Source organism: Bradyrhizobium sp. BEA-2-5 (genome assembly GCF_032918025.1).
Classification (GTDB): Bacteria; Pseudomonadota; Alphaproteobacteria; order Rhizobiales; family Xanthobacteraceae; genus Bradyrhizobium; species Bradyrhizobium pachyrhizi.
Window position 1 is genome coordinate 500,085 of record NZ_CP136629.1, and the last position, 20,503, is coordinate 520,587.

Sequence of the window (20,503 nt, forward strand, 5' to 3'; positions counted from 1 at the left end):
TTCGCTTCGCTTCATCCGGGCTACGCAGTGTCACGCAAGCGAAGATCGGGCGGGAAGCAGCCGGTGGAATGCAGGCGTCCCGCCCGAGGCAGATCACGTCACAAAGCAAATATGGGAGGACGACAATGAGCGCGAATTTCAGTGCGGCCGCGGATGCAATCCTAGACGGCGTCGTGACGTCAAACCCGCGCGTTCCCGGCGTCGTTGCGATGGTGACCGATCGTCATCGTAACATCTATGAAGGCGCCGCCGGCAAGCGCCGGCTCGACCAGCCCGCCGACATGACGGCCGACAGTGTGTTCGCGATCTTCTCCACCACAAAGGCCATCACCGGTACGGCCGTGCTCCAGCTCGTCGAGCAGGGCAAGCTCGATCTCGACGCGCCGGCCAAGCGCTACGCGCCTGACATCGGCAAGCTCCAGGTGATCGAGGGCTTCGACGCTGCAGGCGATCCGATCCTGCGCGCCCCGAAGCGCGACATCACCACGCGGATGCTGATGACGCATACGGCGGGGCTTAGCTACGACTTCATCAACCAAACTTACAACCGCCTCGCGCAGGAGCAGGGCCAGCCCAGCGTGATCACGGCAAGTAAGGCCTGCCTGATGACGCCGCTGCTGTTCGACCCGGGCGAACGATGGGACTACGGGACCAACCTCGATTGGTGCGGTCAGATCGTCGAGGCCGTCACCGGCCGGCGGCTCGGCGAGGTCTTCAGGACGCGGATTTTCGAGCCGCTTGGAATCAAGGACATGACATTCGAGCTCACTGAAGCGATGCGCGGCAGACTGGCCGGGATTCACGCGCGCGGCGCCGACGGTTCGCTGACGCCGATGGATTTCGAGCTTCCGGCCCAGCCCGAGGTGCATATGGGCGGTCACGGCCTGTACGGCACGGTCGGCGATTACATGCGCTTCATCCGGATGTGGCTGAACGACGGAGCGGGTGAGTACGGCCGCGTACTGAAGGCGGAGACGGTGCAGATGGCGGAAAAAAACCATCTGGGCGACAAGAAGGTTACGGCGATCACCGGCGTGATTACATCGCTCGCCAACGACGCCGAGTTCTTCCCCGGTCAGTCGAAGTCCTGGGCGCTAAGCTTCATGATCAACGACGAGGAGGCTCCCACCGGGCGTCCGGCCGGCGCGCTGGGCTGGGCGGGTCTTGCGAACCTGTTCTATTGGATCGACCGGCAGAATGGCTTCGGCGGATTTTGGGCCACCCAAATTCTCCCGTTTGGCGATCCGACGTCGTTCATCGGCTACATGAGCTTCGAGACGGCGTTCTACGAATCCCTGAGGCTGCGCAAGGCGGGTTAAAGCATGATCCGGAAAAGTGCGCAGCGGTTTTCCCTCGCGACAAACGCGGGACGCGTTTGCGCGGAGATCATGCTTAAACAACAACCTAAAGCGCGATGACGATTCATCCTAATCGCATCGCGCTTTAGGCGCAGCTCATCGGAGCGCGCCAAAGCTAGCTCGCTCCGAGCAGCTCCGTGATCAGCCCCGCCGCCTTGATCCCGGTGCCGCTGATGATGACGACGGTGCGCTCCGCCGGCCGGATCGCGCCGCGCGCCTTGAGGACGTCGAGCGCGGCGGCGGCCGAGGCCGAGGTCGGCTCGACGAACAGGCCGGTCTGCGCCAATCGCTTCAACGCGGCGACGATGCCGACTTCGGGAATTGCGACGGTGCCGCCGCCGCTCTCCTTCAGTGCCGCGATCATCTGCTTCAGCCGCAGCGGGTGCTTGATCGCGGTGCCCTCGGCGATGGTCTTGCGGACCGCGCGATCGACCGGCGTGTCGACGCCGGCGGCGAAGCTCGCATCGATCGGCGAGCAGTTTAGCGGCTGCGCCGCGAACAGGCGCGGCAGCTTCGATATCTGCCCGGCCTTCAAGAGCTCGCGGAAGCCGAAGGCGCAGCCGAGCAGGCTGCTGCCGGCGCCCACGGGAACGATGACGTTGTCGGGTGCCCGAAAGCCGAGATCCTCCCAGATCTCGTAGGCGAGCGACTTGGTGCCTTCGAGGAAGAACGGCTGCCAATTGTGGCTGGCGTAAAACGTCTGACTCGACTGGCGGATGGCCTCGGCCTCGGACTCCTCGCGCGGGCCTTCGACGAGTTGCACCTCGGCGCCGAAGGCGTGCATCTGCGCCACCTTCATCGGCGACGTCGTGGCCGGCGCAAGGATCCTGACCCGCATCCCGCCCGCCGCGCCATAGGCTGAAACCGACGCGCCGCCATTGCCGGAGCTGTCCTCCAGCACCGCATCGACGCCGAGCTGGCGCAGGAACGACAGCATCACCGTGGTGCCGCGATCCTTGAAGCTCGCCGTCGGATTGAACCATTCGAGCTTGAAATGCGGCCGCAGGTCATCCCACGCCTTCTCGACGGCAGGCGTGTAGCCTTCGCCCATCGTGATCGGCTGCCTGATCTCGACCGGCAGCGCCGCCCGATAGCGCCACAGCGACCGCGTCCCGCGATCGATGTCGTCGCGGGAGATTCCCGGCAGCGGCGTTATCAGGAGCGGCTTGCCTTCGTCGGAGCACCAGCGCGGGATATCCAGCGGATAGAGCTTTCCGTTGAGCGGGTCGATGTAGCTGGGTGAAGACATGTCGTGAGATCCCAAACGCGAGTGGCATTCGGCGGCCGTTACGCCGCGCCGGCCTGCTTGCTCAGATAGCTCTTTGCGAAATCGAGATACCAATCCAGACAGCCGGGATTGGCCATCGCCTCCCTGTTGATGACCTTCTCCACGGACTGGCCGAGCAGCAGCTTCTTGATCGGCAGCTCCTGCTTCTTGCCGGACAGCGTCCGCGGAATCTCGGCGACGGCGAAAATCTCGTTCGGCAGAAAGCGCCGTGACAGGCTGGACTCGATCGCCTTGTTGATCTTCGCCTGCATCGCCGCATCGAGCGCAATGCCGTCGCGCAACACAACGAACAGCGGCATGTAGCTGTCGCGGCCAAGATATTCGAGGTCGACCACCATCGAATCCAGCACCTCCGGCAGCGCCTCGATCGCGGAATAGAGCTCGCTGGTGCCCATCCGCAGGCCATGGCGGTTGATGGTGGCGTCGCTGCGGCCGTAGATCACGCAGGAGCCGTCGGGGTTGATCTTGAGCCAGTCGCCATGCCGCCACACCGGGCCGCGGCCACTTCCGTCGAAATTGTCGGGGTAGGTCTCGAAATAGCTGGAAAGGTAGCGCGCGTTGCCGGGATCGTTCCAGAAGCGCAGCGGCATCGACGGCATCGGCTCAGTACAGACGAGCTCGCCGACCTCGTCGATGACGGCGTGCCCCTGTTCGTTGAAGGCTTCCACGGCCGCGCCCAGCAGCCGGCACTGCATGGCGCCCGGCGTCTGCGGCAGCTCGCGGTTGCCGCCGATGAAGGCGCCGGCGAAATCGGTCCCGCCGGAAATGTTCGCCCACCAGATGTCGGCCTGCGCCTTGCTGCCGTTCGTCTTCGACAACGCAGCGAAGCGCGCGTTGAACCAGGCCTGCGTGTCGGCGCTGAGGGGCGAGCCGGTCGAGCCGAGGCAACGCAGTTGCGAAAGATCGCCGGCGGCAGCAAGGTCGATCTCGGCCTTGGCGCAGTTCGCGAAGAACGCCGCGCCTGCCCCGAAGAAGGTCGACTTCGATTGCGCGACGAAGCGCCACAGCGTGGTCCAGTCCGGCTTGTCCTTCGCGCCGGCCGGGCTGCCGTCGAAGATGCAGCACGTGGTCCCGCTGAGCAGGCCGCCGACCTGGCTGTTCCACATGATCCAGCCGGTCGAGCTGTACCAGTGGAAGCGTTCGCCGAACGAGTTTGGCTGATAGCTGCAGCCGATATCGTTGTGCAGCGTCGAGAGCGGCAGCGCCACCATGATGATGCCGCCATGGCCGTGTACGATCGGCTTCGGCAGGCCGGTCGTGCCGCTGGAATAGACGATCCAGAGCGGATGATCGAACGGCAGCCAGATCGGCTCGAAGGCATCGATTGCCGCGCTCCGGCCCGCGAGGATCGATGACAATCGCGTCTCGGACGGCGCGGCGTCGCTGTGCAGGATGACATGCTGCACGGTCGGCAGCGCGCGCCGCAATTCCTCGATCACACCTTGCCGATCGTGGCGGCGTCCGGCATAAGTCACGGCGTCGCAGGCGATCAGCACCTTCGGTTCGATCTGCTTGAAGCGGTCGATCACCGCGGGCGCCGCCATGTCGGGCGCACAGACGCTCCAGATTGCACCGATGCTGGCTGTCGCCAGGAACGCAACGATGGTCTCGGGGATGTTCGGCAGATAGGCTGCGACGCGGTCGCCGGGGCGCACGCCCTTGTCCTTCAGATGCAGCGCCAGCGCGGCCGATTTGCGCTGCAGCTCGGGCCAGCTCGTCTCCGAGAGCTTGCCGTCCTCGCCGCTCGAGATCAGGGCCGGCAGGCCTGCGGCATGCGCCGGCGCGACATGGCGGAAGACCTGGCGCGCGTAGTTCACCGAAGCGCCGGGAAACCACACCGCGCCCGGCATCTTGCGCTCGGCCAGCACCGCCGAATGCGGCGTCGGCGAGCGCAGGTCGAAATAATCCCACACGCTCTGCCAGAAGCCGTCGATATCGGTGACCGACCAGCGCCGCATCGCCTCGAAATCCGCAAACTCAAGGCCGCGCGTCTGCTTCAGCCATTGGCGGTAAAGGGCCATTTGCGGGACGTAAGCTGCTGTCATGGGCGGTTTCCGAAAGTCCTTGTGTCGTGGCAGGCGATCGAGGCCCGCCGGCGTGTCTTAACATAGTGATGCAAGCGCGGGGAACGCAGTCGAGCAGCAAGCTGCGTCATATTCTTACCGCCGCCCCAGCGTGCTATTCCATCGGGCGCGGCTGATTCCATGCGGCAACCGAATCGAGCGGCCATGTCCGTCGGCGAACTCTTCATTCTCGGCTTCTACGGCAAGGTCGTTCCGCCTTGGCTGAAGGAATTTGCCGCGCAGTTCGGGCTCGGCGGGGTGATCCTGTTCGACTATTCCTGCCAGACCCGGCAATACGACAACAACATCGCCTCGCCCGCGCAGGTGCAGTCGCTCTGCGCCGAGATCGCAGCGCTGCCGTCGCGGCCGCTGGTCTTCATCGACCAGGAGGGCGGCCTGGTGCGCCGGCTCAAGGACACCTGCGGTTTTCAGCCGCTGCCGAGCGCGAAGGAGTTCAATCTGCTCGCGCGCGCGGAAAAGCAGACGGTGCTGGCCGCAAGCTACGGCGAGTTGCACCGGCTCGGCATCCGCTACAATTTCGCGCCTGTCATCGACGTCGACTACAATCCCGACAATCCCAACATCGGCAGGATCAAGCGGTCCTATTCGCCCGATATCGGTGAGGTCGAGGCCAATGCCCGGCTGGTCGACGCTGCGGCGCGGCAGGCGGGAGTAGGCCTCTGCCTGAAGCATTTTCCGGGCATCGGCGGTGCAAGCGTCGATTCGCATCTGGAGTTCATGGACATTTCCGATGCGCTGCGTCCCGAGCAGGAGGAACTGTTCTACGCGTTGGCGCCGCGCACCTATGGCGATGCGGTACTGGTCAGCCACGCCATTGTCCGGCAGTGGGACGCGCAGCATCCGATGACATTGTCATTGGCCGGGCTCGGCCGGCTTCGCCGTCGCCTGCCCGAGACGCTGCTGATCACCGACGACATGCAAATGCAGGGGCTGCAGAAGGCGCTCGGCACAAGCGCGGCCAGCCTGCAGTCGATCGCCGCCGGCATGGACATGATCTGCATCGGCAACAATCTGTTCGACCAGGAGCAGGAGATGGCCGGCATCGCCGCGGCGGTCGCGAGTGCGGTGCAGGATGGATCACTCGATCAGGCCGCGGTGCGGCGATCCATTGCGCGCGTGCAAAAGCGCAAGGCGCTGTTCGCCTGACGGCGTTGAACCAAATTTTGCGCCGGGCGACCACAAGGTGTGGAACCAAATTTCATTGCCGCGATTTAACAATGACGCTCATCGGGGCTGACAACCATGAAGATGCTCAAGCGTCTCTTCCGATTGATCTGGCTACGCCGTGTCGCACGCAACCCAGCCGATTTTCCGCCTGCCTCCATAGATCCTGACGAATTCAGCCGCCTGCTTTGCAGCGGGCGCGCCGAGGATCTGCGGACGCTGGCAAAGCGATTGAGCCAGCGCTCGCGGGCCCACGCATAGGCGGTGGATCGGATCCAATCGCTAGCCCGGTCTTCCACCAAACCGGCAATTCCGGCGCGCGGGCGTGACTCCCGGCAGCGGTCTCGATGCGATCAGCTACTGCTTTGCTTTTTCGTGATTGCCGATCCCGACCGCCTTGTAGTCGTAGGTCGGGTAGAACTCGGTGTGGTAGGCGCCCCAGGCACTGTTCTCGATGACGCGGTTGACCTCGCGCAGCCGCGATGCCGGCAGCCGCAGCGTCACCACCTGGCCGATTCCCATCATCACGTACCAGCTGACGACCTCGACACCCTCGGGCGGAAACGCCTTGTAGAAGCCCTGCCGCTCAAGCTGGGCGTTGAGCTCGCCGAGCGGTCGCGACTGATCATGCTTGAAGAAGATGGTGAGCATGACCGCGGTGTCGGGCGTCGGCGCGGCACTGCTGGTCGGCTCGGTCTGCGCATGCGCGCCTCCGCCAAGCAGCAGTGCTGCGGCGAGCGCCGCAATCGTCATCATGGAAATCCAGGATCCGTTCCGCCCTCGCTTCATGGCCGCGCCCTTATTGCTGATCGAGAGGCGGCGATCATCGCGACGCCCGTCGGGGCTGTAAATTGACATTCGCCTGATCCGATCCCTGCCCAATGCGCACCCGATGCTTCGGTTGATGTGAACCGTCTCATATGTGCGGGCGCCCGCGTGCGGTATGCCGACGCCATCCCGATGCCGAAAGGGATGATCGATGACGACCCGGCGAATGGCGTATTGGTGGTTCAGGTTCGTTCTTTCGGGGCGGTTCCTGCAGAAATTCCTTCGGCTCCGGCGCCCCTGAGGCGATGCCGGGCCGTGAAGCCCTGCCATGTTCAACCCGGAACCAACGAGCCGGGAAACGCCGGCCGAACCGTTTAGGTCAACGTCGGGCCGCGAATCCCGTCGGCGACGACCTCGCCCACCCGTCCCGTAAGAATACTGTAATTCGACTCAAATATGCGAGATTCGTTGCCAAATCAGCGGTAATCTGCGCCTGCTTGGCAAGTCGGGGCCCAAGGTCACAGTTGCGTCACCCGTAGTTTTACGGAGTCCCGTGTTAACGCGGCCACAAGTTCACCTTTGGTAAACCATACTTATGACGCAACATGACAACCGAGCCGAGGCGCGCCTTCCGGCATGGATGGGTGGAACCGCGACGCTCGAGCCGCAGCCGCTTGAGACTCAGGAACCCGCAGCGCCGCGGCCGCAGGCGGACGCCGGTGCCGCGATCGTCCGGCAGTTCAATGGGCCGGTGACGGCGCTGCTGCTCTATATGAACGAGCTGAAACAGCACAGTCAGCAATTCGCGCACGCGCCCGGCAATGGCGTCTATCTGCGGCAGGTGATCGAGAACGCGCTCGAGCAGACCGAGCGCGTGTCCGCGATGCTGAAGCAGATTTCCGACCTCTATCCCAATGCGGTCCCGGCCGCCGATCTCAAGCCGCCGGGCGACGACAAGCCGGCAGGCTCCCGGTCGCCGGATGTCATGTTCGCGCCGGAAGCCGGCCGCAAGCCGTTGACCAAGCGCGAGCGCGAGGTGCTGAGGCTGATCAGCGAAGGCTATTCGAACAAGCAGGGCGCGCTTCGCATGCAGATCAGTCCGCGCACCTTCGAGAGCCATCGCGCCGAGGCGATGCGCAAGCTCGGTGCGCGCAACACCGCGGATCTCGTCCGTGCGGCGCTGTTGCATTCCGCATAGAGCGTTTTCAAGCGAACTGGTTCGCGTAAAGAAGACGCGTCAAAACTGAAATCCAGAGCATTCCATCGGAACGCTCTGAGCGGTGTTCGGTTCGTAAGAACCCGGTTCTCAGAAATCGTCTTCCGCGGCGAAGCACAGGCGCGGCGCGAGCCGCGCGGCCGGCGCGGATGCCTTCGGTTCATCCGGAACGATCGTGACCAGCCACGCCGCCGTCGCACCAGACCTGCTTTCGACGATCGCGCGCACGCGTCCCGTGACGGTCGCGCCGGCCGACCGTACGGTGGCGGTCCGGCCGTTGAACTGGGCCATGCGGAAGCGCCGGGCTTCCTTCCGGTCGGTCGTCTGGTACGTGAACATCGGCTCCCCCGTGCGTCCACGCAACTGTGGCGATGCAGCGTTATCCGACGATGAAAATCGCACGCCGTAGAAGTACGGCTTGCACAGCGGTCAGAGCGCTTTTGAGCGAAGCGGGTGCCGGCTCGCGCGAAGAAGACGCGGCAAAACAAACCAGCTCTAACGGCCGACTTCCTGACAACTCAGCAGTCCCGCATATTGCGCCTTGACCGCGGCGTAGCATTCGCACGCGGTCTTGATCAGCCCATCCGCGTTGGTGATCTGGATGTGTCCACGGCTGTAGTGGATGAAATTGGCCTGTTGCAAGGAGTGGGCGACCAGCGACACGCTGTTGCGCCGCGCCCCGATCATCTGTGCCATCGCCTCCTGCGTCAGGACGATCTTGTTGCTGCCGGAGAGATCGCGCGTGTGCAACAGGCACCGCGACAGCCGCGACTCCACGGGATGGGCGGCGTTGCAGCCGGCGGTCTGCTGCACCTGGACGTAGACCGCAAGCCCGTGGCGCATCAATCTCGCCCGAAGCGTCGGGCTCTGGCCGGCAGCTGCGCGCAACGGCTCGAGTTCCACGGTCGAGGCGGTGCCGGGCACCAGCACCGTGGCGTTGTTGAGGACAGGCCCTTCGACGAGCGGGGCGAATGCGCCATAGATGCTGTCGCGGCCGACCATCGCGACCTGCACGCGCTCGCCTCTTGCCAGCTTGACCACCAGCGAGATCACGCCCTTGTGCGGCATGTATGTCCGCTTGAGCATCTCGTCGGTCTCGACCAGGACCGAGTCGGCCGCGAGGTCGACCGTCCGCAGATGCGGCCGAATCAATTCGAAATCGCTCGCCGAGAGCGACGCCAGGAATCCGTTGGGTGATCGAGGAACCGTTTCCAAAGCAACCTCCAGCCTGCCGGCAAAGCTTGTCTCTGGGCCCAGGGCTGACGTGCGGCTGGACGTCCTTGCAACCTATTCTGGCACGTCAGGGTTCCAATGGAAACATGTCTTGGTTCCAATAGGAATAGACCTATCGCCGCACATTCAAGTTGTGTGGTCGGTCACAGTTGGGGCTGGGCGGCGCGCCGGTCAGTCTTCCGGCCCGATCAATTGTTCGGCGTGCGCCTTGACCGTCGTATAGCATTCACACGCCGCCTTCCGCAGCCCGTCGATATCGGTGATCTCGATATGACCGCGGCTGTAACGCAGGATGCCGGCCTGCTGAAACCCATGTGCGACAATCGAAACCGCATTGCGCCGGACGCCGATCATCTGCGCCAGCATTTCCTGGGTTAGCGGCAACGCCTCGCTGCCGCACAGATCGCGTGCGCGCAGCAGCCATCGTGACAGCCGTGCCTCCACCGGATGCGAAACGTTGCAGGCGACGGATTGTTGCGTCTGCGCCATCAACGCCTGCTCATAGAGCGCAACCAGGGTCCGGAAATCCGCGCTGCGATTTGCTGCCTCGCGGAAATCCTCCGCCCGCATCATCGAGGCTGAGCCTGGCACCACGACAATCGCGTCGGCAAGCAGCGGCCGCTCGTGCAGGGCGGCAGACGCGCCCACGACGCCGTCGCGACCGACGGTTGCGATCTCGACAGATTGCCCGTCGGACAGATTGATCATCATCGAGACCACGCCGCTATGCGGAAAATAAACCCGCTGCACCGGCGCGCCGGCATCGGCGAGCGCCGTTTCCTTGGTCAGGTCGACGGTTTCCAGAAGGGGATGGAGTTGCGCGTACTCCGTGGGGGGAAGTGCTTGCAACAGACGATTGGGCGGACGCGATACCGCGGACATTGCTGCTCCTGCCGAGGGCGGGAGCACTACGGTCTCGCATCACCTACTCTTGGCGTGTGGAAGGACTGCGAACATAGCTTGCCTGTCCAATTGCACAAGGGTTGTGGTGTCGAAACTATACCCTCTAGAGGGCAGACGGCGTGGCCGCCGCCGGCACCGGTGATCGACGTCGATCCGCGCGGCGCGAGATACGCGCGCGACTTTGTCTCTCATTTGTTGATTTCCATTAACTCTGTTCCTCGCCGGACTTGGCATCGTGGTGGCTTGCAACGCCGGCTATCGACGCGCCGGGCCGGCCGCGCCGGGATGTCGCAAGTCCTGCACATGCGCAGGAAATCCAGGGCCATGACGTCGGTCCGGCGCCGACCGCGCGCTGCCGGGGCCAGCCATCGCGCCGGCCGCCCGTCGAATCACCGGCGAGGCCGTCCTGGGTATTTGTACGGACCAGCCCTTTAACGAACGGGTAGCGCCGACGGACCAGTGTGGCGTGGGTCGCCGTGCGAAATTTACGGCGTCGCGTCAATCGTGTTCATCCAGAAGGGTATCCAGTATGTCCGGCATCGTTCTTTCGGCATCGGTCCGTCAAAATCTGCTCTCCCTCCAGTCCACCGCTGACCTTCTCGCCACCACGCAGAACCGTCTGTCGACCGGCAAGAGCGTCAACTCGGCTCTGGACAATCCCACCAACTTCTTCACCGCCCAGTCGCTCGACAACCGCGCCAGCGACATCAACAACCTGCTCGACGGCATCGCCAACGGCGTGCAGGTGCTGCAGGCTGCCAACACCGGCATCACCTCGCTGCAGAAGCTGATCGACAGCGCCAAGTCGATCGCCAACCAGGCGCTGCAGACCACCGTCGGCTATTCCGCGAAGTCGTCGGTGACGACCGCCGCGATCCCCGGCGCGACCGCCGACAACCTTCTCGGCACCGCGACCCCGACCAATGCGACCCTCACCAGCACCGCCGCCTATACCGGCATTGACCTCACCGCGGCCGGCGCGAACCTGACGTTCCAGATCAACAGCCAGACTGTGACCTTGAACTCGGGCACGAACTACTCCGCCACCCAGGTTCGCGACGCCATCAACACGCAGGTCGGCGCCAGCGCCAAGGTCGCCGCCTCGATCGACGGCACCGGCAAGCTGGTCCTGACCAGCACCAACACCGCCGGCGCCGCGGACTCGCTCACGGTCGGTACGTTCAGCTCGGGCGACGCGACACAGCTCGGCCTCCCGGCCGGTGCGACGGCGACCGCAAACGGCACGGCCGGCGCGAGCCCGCTGGACACCCTCACGCTGACCATCGGCGCGACCGGCAACGGCACTGCGACCAACATCACCTTCGGCACCGGTGCCGGCAAGGTGAAGTCCCTCAACGACCTGAACGCCGCGCTGGCGGCCAACAACCTGCAGGCCTCGCTCAGTGCGGCCGGTGCGCTCACCATCAGCACCACCAACGATGCCGCTTCGGCGACCATCGGCACGATCGGCGGCACGGCGGCCGGCGCCGGCAAGCTGTTCAACGGCCTCACGGGCAGCGCTCCGGTGCAGGACCCGACTGCGCTGGCGAACCGTGCCAATCTGGTCAACCAGTACAACAACATCCTGAACCAGATCGACACGACCGCGCAGGACTCCTCGTTCAACGGTGTCAACCTGCTCAACGGCGATCAGCTCAAGCTGGCCTTCAACGAGACGGGCTCCTCGACGCTGAAGATCCAGGGCGTGACCTTCGACGCTACCGGCCTCAACCTCACCAAGCTGACTGCCGGCACGGACTTCGTGGACAACGCTTCGGCCAACGCCACGCTGAAGACGCTGAACAACGCGAGCGGCCTGCTGCGCACCCAGGCTTCGAGCCTCGGTTCGAACCTCTCGGTGGTGCAGATCCGTCAGGACTTCAACAAGAACCTGATCAACGTGCTGCAGACCGGCTCGTCCAACCTGACGCTGGCCGACACCAACGTCGAGGCGGCCAACAGCCAGGCGCTGTCGACCCGCCAGTCGATCGCGGTCTCCGCGCTGTCGCTGGCCAACCAGTCGCAGCAGAGCGTGCTCCAGCTGCTCCGCTAAGCGTAGCCGCGACAGACATCGACTATCGAGGCGGCGGAGGAAACTCCGCCGCCTTTTCTTTGGCTGCGCTTAGCCATCCCGCCGGGTTCAACCAATGAGCGATCGCGTTCGGATGCTGGCGGTCGTCATGTCGCGAACGTTTCGCAAGGCTTAGCGGTCCTCAATTCCAATTAGTTCAAATTGCGATGACCGATGGAACGGGCTCTTTCCCGTCCGGGTGGTAAGGCCTGTCCCTGTGAGACCGGCCGTGTTGTCGTGATGCGTCGTCGAACTGCAGAAGGGCTTCATCGTCCGTATTTGCACGGACGGCAAAATTAACGTCGCCGTGAAGCCGGCCAAGTTAACGATGCAAGGCGAGCGTTCCGTAGCACCTTGAGGGGACCTATCCATGGACGATCTGTTGCGCGAGTTCCTGACGGAGAGCAGCGAGAGCCTGGATACGGTCGACAATCAGCTGGTGAAGTTCGAGCAGGAGCCGAACAACGCCAAGATCCTGGATAACATCTTCCGCCTGGTCCACACCATCAAGGGCACCTGCGGCTTCCTCGGGCTGCCGCGGCTGGAAGCGCTGGCGCATGCCGGCGAGACCTTGATGGGCAAGTTCCGTGACGGCATGCCGGTGACCGGGCAGGCGGTGACGGTGATCCTGTCCTCGATCGACCGCATCAAGGAGATCCTGGCCGGGCTGGAGGCGACCGAAGCCGAGCCGGAGGGCAACGACCGCGACCTCATCGACAAGCTGGAAGCGATGGTCGAGCAGGGCATGGCGGCGATGGCGGTTGCTGCTGAAGAAGACGTGCCGGTCGTCGAAGCCCCGTCCGTGCAGGCGGCCGAAGGCACGCTGGTGGAGCAGACGCTGGAGCGCCCGTTGCGTCCGGGCGAGGTCTCGCTCGACGAGCTCGAGCGCGCCTTCCGCGAGACCGAGACCGAAGTCGCCGCGCCCGCGCCGGCCGCCAAGCCTGCCGCTGCGGCTCCCGCCGCCGAGCCGGCTGAGCCTGCGAAGAAGCCGGCCCGCAAGGCCGCCGGTGAGGATGTCCAGGAAGGCGACAAGATCGCCAACCAGTCGATCCGCGTCAACGTGGATACGCTGGAGCACCTGATGACCATGGTCTCCGAGCTGGTCTTGACCCGCAACCAGCTGCTGGAGATCTCAAGGCGCAACGAGGACACCGAGTTCAAGGTGCCGCTGCAGCGCCTCTCCAACGTCACCGCCGAGCTGCAGGAAGGCGTCATGAAGACGCGCATGCAGCCGATCGGCAATGCCTGGCAGAAGCTGCCCCGCATCGTCCGCGATCTGTCGAGCGAACTCGGCAAGCAGATCGAGCTGGAGATGCACGGCGCCGACACCGAGCTCGACCGCCAGGTGCTCGATCTGATCAAGGATCCGTTGACGCACATGGTGCGCAACTCCGCCGATCATGGCCTCGAGACCCCCGCCGAGCGGCTGGCTGCCGGCAAGGGCGAGCAGGGCACCATTCGCCTGTCCGCCTATCACGAGGGCGGCCACATCATCATCTGCATCGCCGACAACGGGCGCGGCCTCAACACCGAGAAGATCAAGGCCAAGGCGATCTCCTCGGGTCTCGTCACCGAGGCCGAGCTCGAGAAGATGAGCGAAGCCCAGATCCACAAGTTCATCTTCGCGCCGGGCTTCTCGACCGCGGCCGCCATCACCTCGGTGTCGGGGCGCGGCGTCGGCATGGACGTGGTGCGCACCAATATCGACCAGATCGGCGGCACCATCGACATCAAGAGCGTGGCCGGCGAAGGCTCCTCGGTCACCATCAAGATCCCGCTGACGCTCGCCATCGTCTCCGCCCTGATCGTGGAAGCCGCCGGCGACCGCTTCGCCATCCCGCAGCTCTCGGTGGTCGAGCTGGTGCGTGCCCGCGCCAACTCCGAGCACCGCATCGAGCGCATCAAGGACACCGCGGTCTTGCGCCTGCGCAACAAGCTGCTGCCGCTGATCCACCTGAAGAAGCTCTTGAAGATCGACGACGGCGCGGCCTCGGATCCCGAGAACGGCTTCATCGTGGTGACCCAGGTCGGCAGCCAGACCTTCGGCATCGTGGTCGACGGCGTGTTCCACACCGAGGAGATCGTGGTCAAGCCGATGTCGACCAAGCTGCGCCACATCGACATGTTCTCCGGCAACACCATTCTGGGCGATGGCGCGGTGATCATGATCATCGATCCCAACGGCATTGCGAAGGCGCTCGGCGCCGCCGGCTCCTCGGCCCATGACATGGGCGAGGACAATGCGAACGCCCATGCGGCAAGCGGCGAGCAGCTGACCTCGCTGCTGGTGTTCCGCGCCGGCTCGTCCCAGCCCAAGGCGGTCCCGCTCGGGCTCGTCACCCGCCTGGAAGAGCTCGCAACCGACAAGATCGAGTTCAGCAACGGCCGCTACATGGTGCAGTACCGCGAGCAGCTGATGCCGCTGGTGGCCATGGAAGGCGTCACCATTGCCAGCCAGGGCGTCCAGCCGATCCTGGTGTTCGCCGACGACGGCCGCTCCATGGGCCTCGTCGTCGACGAGATCATCGACATCGTCGAGGAACGGCTCAACATCGAGGTCGGCGGTTCAAGTTCGGGCATCCTGGGCTCGGCCGTGATCAAGGGCCAGGCCACCGAGGTGATCGACGTCGGCCACTTCCTGCCGATGGCGTTCTCCGACTGGTTCACCCGCAAGGAGATGAAGCCGTCGATGCACTCGCAGTCGGTGCTGCTGGTCGACGACAGTGCCTTCTTCCGCAACATGCTGGCTCCGGTGCTCAAGGCCGCCGGCTACAAGGTCAGGACCGCGGGCGGCGCGCAGGAAGGGCTCGCCGCGCTGCGTTCGGGACAGGCCTTCGACGTGGTGCTGACCGACATCGAGATGCCCGACATGAACGGGTTCGAGTTCGCCGAGAACATCCGAAGCGACCACAATCTGATCGGACTGCCGATCATCGGCCTGTCGGCGCTGGTGTCGCCGGCGGCGATCGAGCGCGGCCGTCAGGCCGGCTTCCACGACTATGTCGCCAAGTTCGATCGTCCCGGGCTGATCGCGGCGCTGAAAGAGCAGACCGCCGAGATCCGGAAAGCGGCGTGACGGGACGGGAGGGAAACAGAGCGATGACCAGCAAGACCGACACCAGCGAAGGCGCCATGGTCGAATACGTCACCGCGATGATCGGCGGCCAGCTGTTCGGCCTGCCGATCTCCCGCGTCCAGGACGTGTTCATGCCCGAGCGCGTCACCCGCGTTCCGCTGTCCTCGCGCGAGATCGCGGGCGTGTTGAACCTGCGCGGCCGCATCGTCACCGTGGTCGACATGCGCGCCCGTCTCGGCCTGCCCAAGGCCGAGGACGGCAAGGTGCCGATGGCGGTCGGCGTCGACCTGCGCGGCGAATCCTATGGCCTGCTGATCGACCAGATCGGCGAGGTGCTGCGCCTGCCCGAGGCCGGCATGGAGGAGAACCCCGTCAACCTCGACCCCCGCATGGCCAAGCTCGCCGGCGGCGTCCACCGCCTCGACGGCCAGCTCATGGTCGTCCTCGACGTCGATCGCGTCCTCGAGCTGGTGCCCAAAACAGCTGCTGCAGCGTAACACTCCACCGCGGAGACGGTGGATTCCACAAGGAGGCCAACCCATGAAGACATGTCTCGTCGTCGACGATTCCGGCGTGGTGCGAAAGATCGCGCGCCGCATCCTGGAAGGAATGGAGTTCACCGTCATCGAGGCCGAGGACGGCGCGGTCGCGCTCGACGCCTGCAAGCGCGCGCTGCCGGATGCCGTGCTGCTCGACTGGAACATGCCCGTCATGGACGGCTTCGAGTTCCTCGGCCATCTCCGCCGCATGCCCGGCGGCGACCAGCCCAAGGTGGTGTTCTGCACCACCGAGAACGACGTCGCTCATATCGCGCGCGCCCTGCATGCCGGCGCCAACGAGTACATTATGAAGCCGTTCGACAAGGACATCGTGACGGCGAAATTCCAGGAAGTCGGTCTGCTGGCGCTCGACGCTTCGGCCGAAGCCTGACACCCAGTTTCACCATTCAGTCCCTTGTGAGGCTCCCGTGACGCCCCCCGACTACGAGTATCTGCGTAAGCTCCTGAAGGACCATTCCGGTCTCGACCTGTCCGCAGACAAGCAATATCTGATCGAGAGCCGCCTGCTGCCGCTCGCCCGCAAGACCGGGCTCTCCGGCATCGCCGAACTGGTCGCCAAGATCAAGGCGGGCTCGTCCGCGCACACCGTCCAGGTGGTCGAGGCGATGACCACCAACGAGACCTTCTTCTTCCGCGACAAGGTCCCGTTCGATCATTTTCGCGACCACATCATGCCCGAGATCATCAAGGCGCGGGCCAACCGCCGCAGCGTGCGGATCTGGTGCGCCGCCGGCTCGACCGGGCAGGAGCCCTATTCGCTGGCGATGTGCCTGAAGGAGATGGGCGCGGCCCTCACCGGCTGGCGCATCGAGATCATCGCGACCGACCTGTCGCAGGAGGTGCTGGAGAAGTCGAAGGCCGGCATCTACAGCCAGTTCGAGGTGCAGCGCGGCCTGCCGATCCAGATGCTGGTCAAATATTTCAAGCAGACCGGCGAGACCTGGCAGATCAATCCCGAATTGCGGGCGATGATCCAGCATCGCCAGCTCAACCTGCTGCACGACTTTGCCCAGCTCGGCACGTTCGACGTCATCTTCTGCCGCAACGTGCTGATCTATTTCGATCAGGACACCAAGATCAACATCTTCAACCGGCTGGCGCGCCAGATCGAGCCGGACGGCTTCCTGGTGCTGGGCGCCGCCGAGACCGTGGTCGGACTGACCGATACGTTCAGACCGATTCCGGAGCGGCGCGGCCTCTACCGGCCGAGCGGGGTGCGGGGCGTGCTCGCCATGCCGAAGCCTGCCATGGCGGTCGGATATTGAGCAATGACCGAGGACGGCAAATCCATTGAGCGGGTCACCTTCAGCCGGGGTGTCGACGTCTGCATCATGGCCATCGACGGCACCTGGCGGCGGGACTGCAAGCTCAACGCAATCTCCGACACTGATGCCTCGCTGACCGTCGAAGGTTCCATTCAGGGGCTCAACCTGAAGGAGTTTTTCCTCCTGCTGTCCTCGACCGGACTTGCCTATCGCCGTTGCGAACTGGTCCGCGTCAACGGCACCGAAATGGACGTCAGCTTTCTCAAGGGCAAGCCGAGCAAACGGCGATCGTCCGCGGACGAAGAGCGGGCCAGGGCCTGACGTCAGGACGACCTGATCCGACCAAGCGGGCAAGGCCCGCGGCCAATCCGGACGATGCGTGGAACAGATCGTCGCCTGATGGGTTGGGCGTCGTCGGGACAATCGAGGTGGTTGGGCCGAACCTGTCGTGGCGGCGGGTCAGTTCAGCAGACGCGCTGCTGCCCCGGAATCGCGCAGGCGGTCGAGCGCCGTGCCGAGGCCGGCATCGCATGCCTTCAGGGCGGTGGATGCTGTGAGGTAGCGCGGGGTAACGTCGTCGAGAACGACGGGGTCGGCGTCGGCCTGCCGCGCGGCCAGCAAGGCCTCTCGCGCAATCGCCGCTTCGATCAGCCGCAGGCTCGCCTGGACATGGCCAATCAGCGCGACCAGGTCCGTCACGATCAGACCGCAGGGATCATTGCCCTCGTCCAAGCGCGCCGCAACGCGGTCCGACGCTGCATTTTCCATGCATGTTTCTCCACTGCCCCCCACTTTTAGGGAACGCGGTGCTACTTGTGCGTTAAGCGGACGTCCCGTACAAATACGGGTCCATTGATCGAGATGGTCGAGTTAGTTCTTGTGCGGTCAGGGCAGCACGTTTCACCACTAATGGACGATGCATATGGTTGAGAATGGCGCTCCGCGCGGGGAAATTTTTGTAGTCGACGACGATCCCGCCGTTCGCGAGACGCTTTCAGTGGTCCTGTCGACCGCTGGTTACAACGTGATCTGTTTTGCGGACGGAGCAGCACTGCTCTCGGTCGCGCGAAGCCGCACACCGGCTGCGATTCTGCTCGACGTGCATATTCCCGGAAAGTCGGGTCTCGACATCCTGAAGGAGTTGCAAGGCGAGGACTATCCGGCGCCGATCTTCATGATCTCCGGTCAGGGCGACATCGCGATGGCGGTCGGCGCGATCAAGAGCGGCGCCCTCGACTTCATCGAGAAGCCGTTCCGCGGCAGCGAGATCGTCGGCCGTCTTAACGAGGCGATCGACGCCTACACCAGGCGCCAGGCCGAGACCTCGGCGTCGCGGATCGCCTCGCTGCATTTCCCCGGACGCGAGCCGTTGACGCGCAGGGAGCGCGAGGTGCTGGAGCAGTTCGCCTCCGGTGCATCCAACAAGGAAGCCGGCCGCACGCTCGGCATCAGCCCGCGCACGATCGAGGACCATCGCGCCAACATCATGAAGAAGCTCGGCGCACGCAATGCCGCCGATCTGATCCGCATCGTGATGACTGCGCAGCAAAAGTAGGCCACGGCCGGTTTACGTTCCGATCGCCACATTGCGGAGCCTGTGCGGCGCACGTTGAGCGAACGGCACGTCTGCGCCGGGCGCGGGACGACACGTCAGAAAATCGAGTATATGCCTGACGCAGGGCAGGCGCGCCCGAACCGCGCGCGTGCGAGCAATGTCGAGACCCATGACATCGAGACAATGGCGATGACGAAGAAGAACAAGACCCCGGATCAATTGCGCAGCGCGCGCTGGTTTGCGCCCGACGATTTGCGCGCCTTCGGCCACAGATCGCGGGCGATGCAGATGGGTTACGCGCCGGAAGAGTGGCGCGACCGGCCGGTCATCGCGATCCTCAACACCTGGTCGGACGCGCAGCCCTGTCACATGCACTTCAAGTCGCGTGTCGACGACGTCAAGCGCGGTATTCTGATGGCCGGTGGCCTGCCGCTGGAGCTGCCGGCGCTGTCGCTGTCGGAATCGCTGCTCAAGCCCACCACGATGCTCTATCGCAATCTGCTGGCGATGGACGCCGAGGAATTGCTGCGCAGCCATCCTGTCGACGGCGTGGTGCTGATGGGCGGTTGCGACAAGACCACGCCGGCGCTGCTGCTGGGGGCGACCTCGATGAACATCCCGGCGATCTATTTGCCGGCGGGCCCGATGCTGCGCGGCAACTGGAAGGGCAAGACGCTCGGCTCCGGCTCCGACGGCTGGAAATATTGGGACGAGCGCCGCGCCGGGAAAATCTCCGACAAGGACTGGCTCGATATCGAAGCCGGCATCGCCCGCAGCTACGGCACCTGCATGACTATGGGCACGGCCTCGACCATGACGGCGATCGCGGAAGCGATCGGCATGGCGTTGCCCGGCGCGTCCTCGATTCCCGCAGCGGACGCCAACCACATCCGCATGGCCTCCGAATGCGGCCGCCGCATCGTCGAAATGGTGTGGGAGGACCTGACGCCGAAGGTGATCCAGACCCGCGAGGCGTTCGAGAACGCGATCGCGGTGGCGATGGCAATGGGCTGCTCCACCAATGCGATCATCCACCTCATCGCTCAGGCCCGCCGCGCCGGCCAGGACATTGGCCTGGACGATTTCGAGACCGCGAGCCGCAAGGTGCCCGTCATCGCCAATGTCCGTCCAAGCGGCGATACCTATCTGATGGAGGACTTCTTCTATGCCGGCGGGCTGCCAGCGTTGATGGGCCAGATCAAGCCGCATCTGCATCTCGGTTGCATCACCGTCACCGGAAAGACGCTGGGCGAGAACATCGAGGGCGCCGAGGTCCACGATGCCGACGTGATCCGCTCCATCCACAATCCCATCTACAGGGAGGGCGCGCTCGCCGTGCTCAAGGGCAATCTCGCCCCCGACGGCTGCGTCATCAAGCCGAGCGCCTGCGCGCCGCGCTTCCTCAAGCATACGGGGCCGGCGCTGGTGTTCGACGACTATGCCTCGATGAAGAAGGCGGTCGACGATCTCAACCTCGACGTCACCGAGGACCACATCCTGATCCTGCGCAATGCGGGGCCGCAAGGCGGGCCGGGCATGCCGGAATGGGGCATGCTGCCGATCCCGACCAAGCTCGTGAAGCAGGGCGTGCGCGACATGGTGCGCATCTCGGATGCGCGCATGAGTGGCACCAGCTACGGCGCCTGCATCCTTCACGTTTCGCCGGAATCCTATGTCGGCGGCCCGCTCGCGCTGGTGCAGAACGGCGACCGCATCACGCTGGACGTTGCCGCGCGCACCATCAATCTCGACGTGAGCGAGGCCGAGCTCGACAGGCGCCGCGCCGCCTGGAAGCAGCCCGAGCCCCGCTTCGAGCGCGGCTATGGCTGGATGTTCACCAGGCACATCAAGCAAGCTAATGACGGTTGCGACTTCGATTTCCTCGAGACCGATTTCGGCGCGCCGATCGGCGAACCGTCGATTTACTGACGTCGTTCCGGGGCGCGAAGCGAACCCGGAACC

The 20,503-nt window shown here is 64.5% G+C and carries 18 protein-coding genes; 11 read left to right on the forward strand and 7 right to left on the reverse strand.

Translation table 11 applies throughout. The annotated features are described in order from the left end of the window. The first annotated feature begins 125 nt into the window (after positions 1-125). Positions 126-1,319: a serine hydrolase domain-containing protein gene (locus RX327_RS02355; RefSeq protein ID WP_317249356.1), complete on the forward strand. Its 1,194-nt coding sequence runs from the start codon at positions 126-128 to the stop codon at positions 1,317-1,319. Positions 1,320-1,473: 154 nt separating this feature from the next. On the opposite strand, the gene RX327_RS02360 is transcribed toward RX327_RS02355, so the two are convergent. Both RX327_RS02360 and RX327_RS02365 read right to left on the reverse strand, forming a co-directional pair. Further along, a complete protein-coding gene (locus RX327_RS02360; protein WP_317249357.1) occupies positions 1,474-2,607 on the reverse strand; it encodes a threonine synthase in 1,134 nt (377 codons plus the stop codon). 38 nt (positions 2,608-2,645) lie between these two features. Continuing rightward, the gene (locus tag RX327_RS02365) at positions 2,646-4,691 is read right to left on the reverse strand and encodes an acetoacetate--CoA ligase (protein WP_317249358.1); all 2,046 of its coding nucleotides are present in this window, start codon (positions 4,689-4,691) and stop codon (positions 2,646-2,648) included. A 183-nt stretch (positions 4,692-4,874) separates the two neighbouring features. Here RX327_RS02365 and RX327_RS02370 point away from each other — a divergent pair, with 183 nt between their 5' ends. After that, positions 4,875-5,876 (forward strand): glycoside hydrolase family 3 N-terminal domain-containing protein, encoded by a 1,002-nt coding sequence (locus RX327_RS02370; RefSeq protein ID WP_317249359.1) that lies wholly within the window; start codon positions 4,875-4,877, stop codon positions 5,874-5,876. A 375-nt stretch (positions 5,877-6,251) separates the two neighbouring features. Here the strand turns inward: RX327_RS02370 and RX327_RS02375 are convergent, their stop codons facing one another. Continuing rightward, positions 6,252-6,647, reverse strand: a complete 396-nt coding sequence (locus tag RX327_RS02375) for a hypothetical protein (protein ID WP_244482474.1) — start codon at positions 6,645-6,647, stop codon at positions 6,252-6,254. 655 nt (positions 6,648-7,302) lie between these two features. Between RX327_RS02375 and RX327_RS02380 the strand changes: the two genes are divergently transcribed. Then, on the forward strand, positions 7,303-7,860 hold the full coding sequence (locus tag RX327_RS02380) for a helix-turn-helix domain-containing protein (protein ID WP_317249360.1): 558 nt from the start codon (positions 7,303-7,305) through the stop codon (positions 7,858-7,860). A 108-nt stretch (positions 7,861-7,968) separates the two neighbouring features. Here the strand turns inward: RX327_RS02380 and RX327_RS02385 are convergent, their stop codons facing one another. The 3 genes from RX327_RS02385 to RX327_RS02395 form a co-directional block, all read right to left on the reverse strand. Next, complete coding sequence (locus tag RX327_RS02385) at positions 7,969-8,217, reverse strand: hypothetical protein (RefSeq protein WP_050386404.1); 249 nt, start codon at positions 8,215-8,217, stop codon at positions 7,969-7,971. A gap of 156 nt (positions 8,218-8,373) precedes the next feature. Further along, positions 8,374-9,093, reverse strand: coding sequence for a Crp/Fnr family transcriptional regulator (locus tag RX327_RS02390; protein ID WP_317249361.1), 720 nt, complete (start codon positions 9,091-9,093; stop codon positions 8,374-8,376). A gap of 189 nt (positions 9,094-9,282) precedes the next feature. Next, positions 9,283-9,960, reverse strand: a complete 678-nt coding sequence (locus tag RX327_RS02395) for a Crp/Fnr family transcriptional regulator (protein WP_050386402.1) — start codon at positions 9,958-9,960, stop codon at positions 9,283-9,285. Between the two features lie 583 nt (positions 9,961-10,543). Here RX327_RS02395 and RX327_RS02400 point away from each other — a divergent pair. The 6 genes from RX327_RS02400 (at position 10,544) to RX327_RS02425 (ending at position 17,307) form a co-directional block, all read left to right on the forward strand. After that, positions 10,544-12,067 (forward strand): flagellin, encoded by a 1,524-nt coding sequence (locus tag RX327_RS02400; protein ID WP_317249362.1) that lies wholly within the window; start codon positions 10,544-10,546, stop codon positions 12,065-12,067. A gap of 388 nt (positions 12,068-12,455) precedes the next feature. Continuing rightward, positions 12,456-15,161 carry a hybrid sensor histidine kinase/response regulator gene (locus RX327_RS02405; RefSeq protein WP_317249363.1) on the forward strand — a complete coding sequence of 902 codons (2,706 nt, stop codon included), beginning with the start codon at positions 12,456-12,458 and terminating at the stop codon, positions 15,159-15,161. A gap of 23 nt (positions 15,162-15,184) precedes the next feature. Next, entirely contained in the window at positions 15,185-15,658 is a 474-nt protein-coding gene (locus tag RX327_RS02410) for a chemotaxis protein CheW (protein ID WP_317249364.1), read from the forward strand. 43 nt (positions 15,659-15,701) lie between these two features. Next, positions 15,702-16,091 (forward strand): PleD family two-component system response regulator, encoded by a 390-nt coding sequence (locus tag RX327_RS02415; protein WP_317249365.1) that lies wholly within the window; start codon positions 15,702-15,704, stop codon positions 16,089-16,091. A 37-nt stretch (positions 16,092-16,128) separates the two neighbouring features. Next, entirely contained in the window at positions 16,129-16,986 is an 858-nt protein-coding gene (locus RX327_RS02420) for a protein-glutamate O-methyltransferase CheR (RefSeq protein WP_317249366.1), read from the forward strand. Positions 16,987-16,989: 3 nt separating this feature from the next. Further along, entirely contained in the window at positions 16,990-17,307 is a 318-nt protein-coding gene (locus tag RX327_RS02425; protein ID WP_317249367.1) for a PilZ domain-containing protein, read from the forward strand. Positions 17,308-17,445: 138 nt separating this feature from the next. On the opposite strand, the gene RX327_RS02430 is transcribed toward RX327_RS02425, so the two are convergent. Continuing rightward, the gene (locus tag RX327_RS02430) at positions 17,446-17,754 is read right to left on the reverse strand and encodes a hypothetical protein (RefSeq protein ID WP_050383630.1); all 309 of its coding nucleotides are present in this window, start codon (positions 17,752-17,754) and stop codon (positions 17,446-17,448) included. A gap of 154 nt (positions 17,755-17,908) precedes the next feature. Between RX327_RS02430 and RX327_RS02435 the strand changes: the two genes are divergently transcribed. Together RX327_RS02435 and araD are read left to right on the forward strand one after the other, a co-directional pair. Next, positions 17,909-18,541, forward strand: coding sequence for a response regulator transcription factor (locus tag RX327_RS02435; protein WP_317249368.1), 633 nt, complete (start codon positions 17,909-17,911; stop codon positions 18,539-18,541). 189 nt (positions 18,542-18,730) lie between these two features. Further along, positions 18,731-20,470: an L-arabinonate dehydratase gene (gene araD / locus RX327_RS02440; RefSeq protein ID WP_317251439.1), complete on the forward strand. Its 1,740-nt coding sequence runs from the start codon at positions 18,731-18,733 to the stop codon at positions 20,468-20,470. The last annotated feature ends 33 nt before the right edge of the window (positions 20,471-20,503 follow it).

What these genes read in the sequence shown, in the direction of transcription:
- RX327_RS02355 (WP_317249356.1), top strand. Translation starts at nt 126, where the DNA reads ATGAGCGCGAATTTCAGTGCGGCCGCGGATGCAATCCTAGACGGCGTC.
- RX327_RS02360 (WP_317249357.1), bottom strand. Translation starts at nt 2,607, where the DNA reads ATGTCTTCACCCAGCTACATCGACCCGCTCAACGGAAAGCTCTATCCG.
- RX327_RS02365 (WP_317249358.1), bottom strand. Translation starts at nt 4,691, where the DNA reads ATGACAGCAGCTTACGTCCCGCAAATGGCCCTTTACCGCCAATGGCTG.
- RX327_RS02370 (WP_317249359.1), top strand. Translation starts at nt 4,875, where the DNA reads ATGTCCGTCGGCGAACTCTTCATTCTCGGCTTCTACGGCAAGGTCGTT.
- RX327_RS02375 (WP_244482474.1), bottom strand. Translation starts at nt 6,647, where the DNA reads ATGACGATTGCGGCGCTCGCCGCAGCACTGCTGCTTGGCGGAGGCGCG.
- RX327_RS02380 (WP_317249360.1), top strand. Translation starts at nt 7,303, where the DNA reads ATGGGTGGAACCGCGACGCTCGAGCCGCAGCCGCTTGAGACTCAGGAA.
- RX327_RS02385 (WP_050386404.1), bottom strand. Translation starts at nt 8,217, where the DNA reads ATGTTCACGTACCAGACGACCGACCGGAAGGAAGCCCGGCGCTTCCGC.
- RX327_RS02400 (WP_317249362.1), top strand. Translation starts at nt 10,544, where the DNA reads ATGTCCGGCATCGTTCTTTCGGCATCGGTCCGTCAAAATCTGCTCTCC.
- RX327_RS02405 (WP_317249363.1), top strand. Translation starts at nt 12,456, where the DNA reads ATGGACGATCTGTTGCGCGAGTTCCTGACGGAGAGCAGCGAGAGCCTG.
- RX327_RS02410 (WP_317249364.1), top strand. Translation starts at nt 15,185, where the DNA reads ATGACCAGCAAGACCGACACCAGCGAAGGCGCCATGGTCGAATACGTC.
- RX327_RS02415 (WP_317249365.1), top strand. Translation starts at nt 15,702, where the DNA reads ATGAAGACATGTCTCGTCGTCGACGATTCCGGCGTGGTGCGAAAGATC.
- RX327_RS02425 (WP_317249367.1), top strand. Translation starts at nt 16,990, where the DNA reads ATGACCGAGGACGGCAAATCCATTGAGCGGGTCACCTTCAGCCGGGGT.
- RX327_RS02430 (WP_050383630.1), bottom strand. Translation starts at nt 17,754, where the DNA reads ATGGAAAATGCAGCGTCGGACCGCGTTGCGGCGCGCTTGGACGAGGGC.
- RX327_RS02435 (WP_317249368.1), top strand. Translation starts at nt 17,909, where the DNA reads ATGGTTGAGAATGGCGCTCCGCGCGGGGAAATTTTTGTAGTCGACGAC.
- araD (WP_317251439.1), top strand. Translation starts at nt 18,731, where the DNA reads ATGACGAAGAAGAACAAGACCCCGGATCAATTGCGCAGCGCGCGCTGG.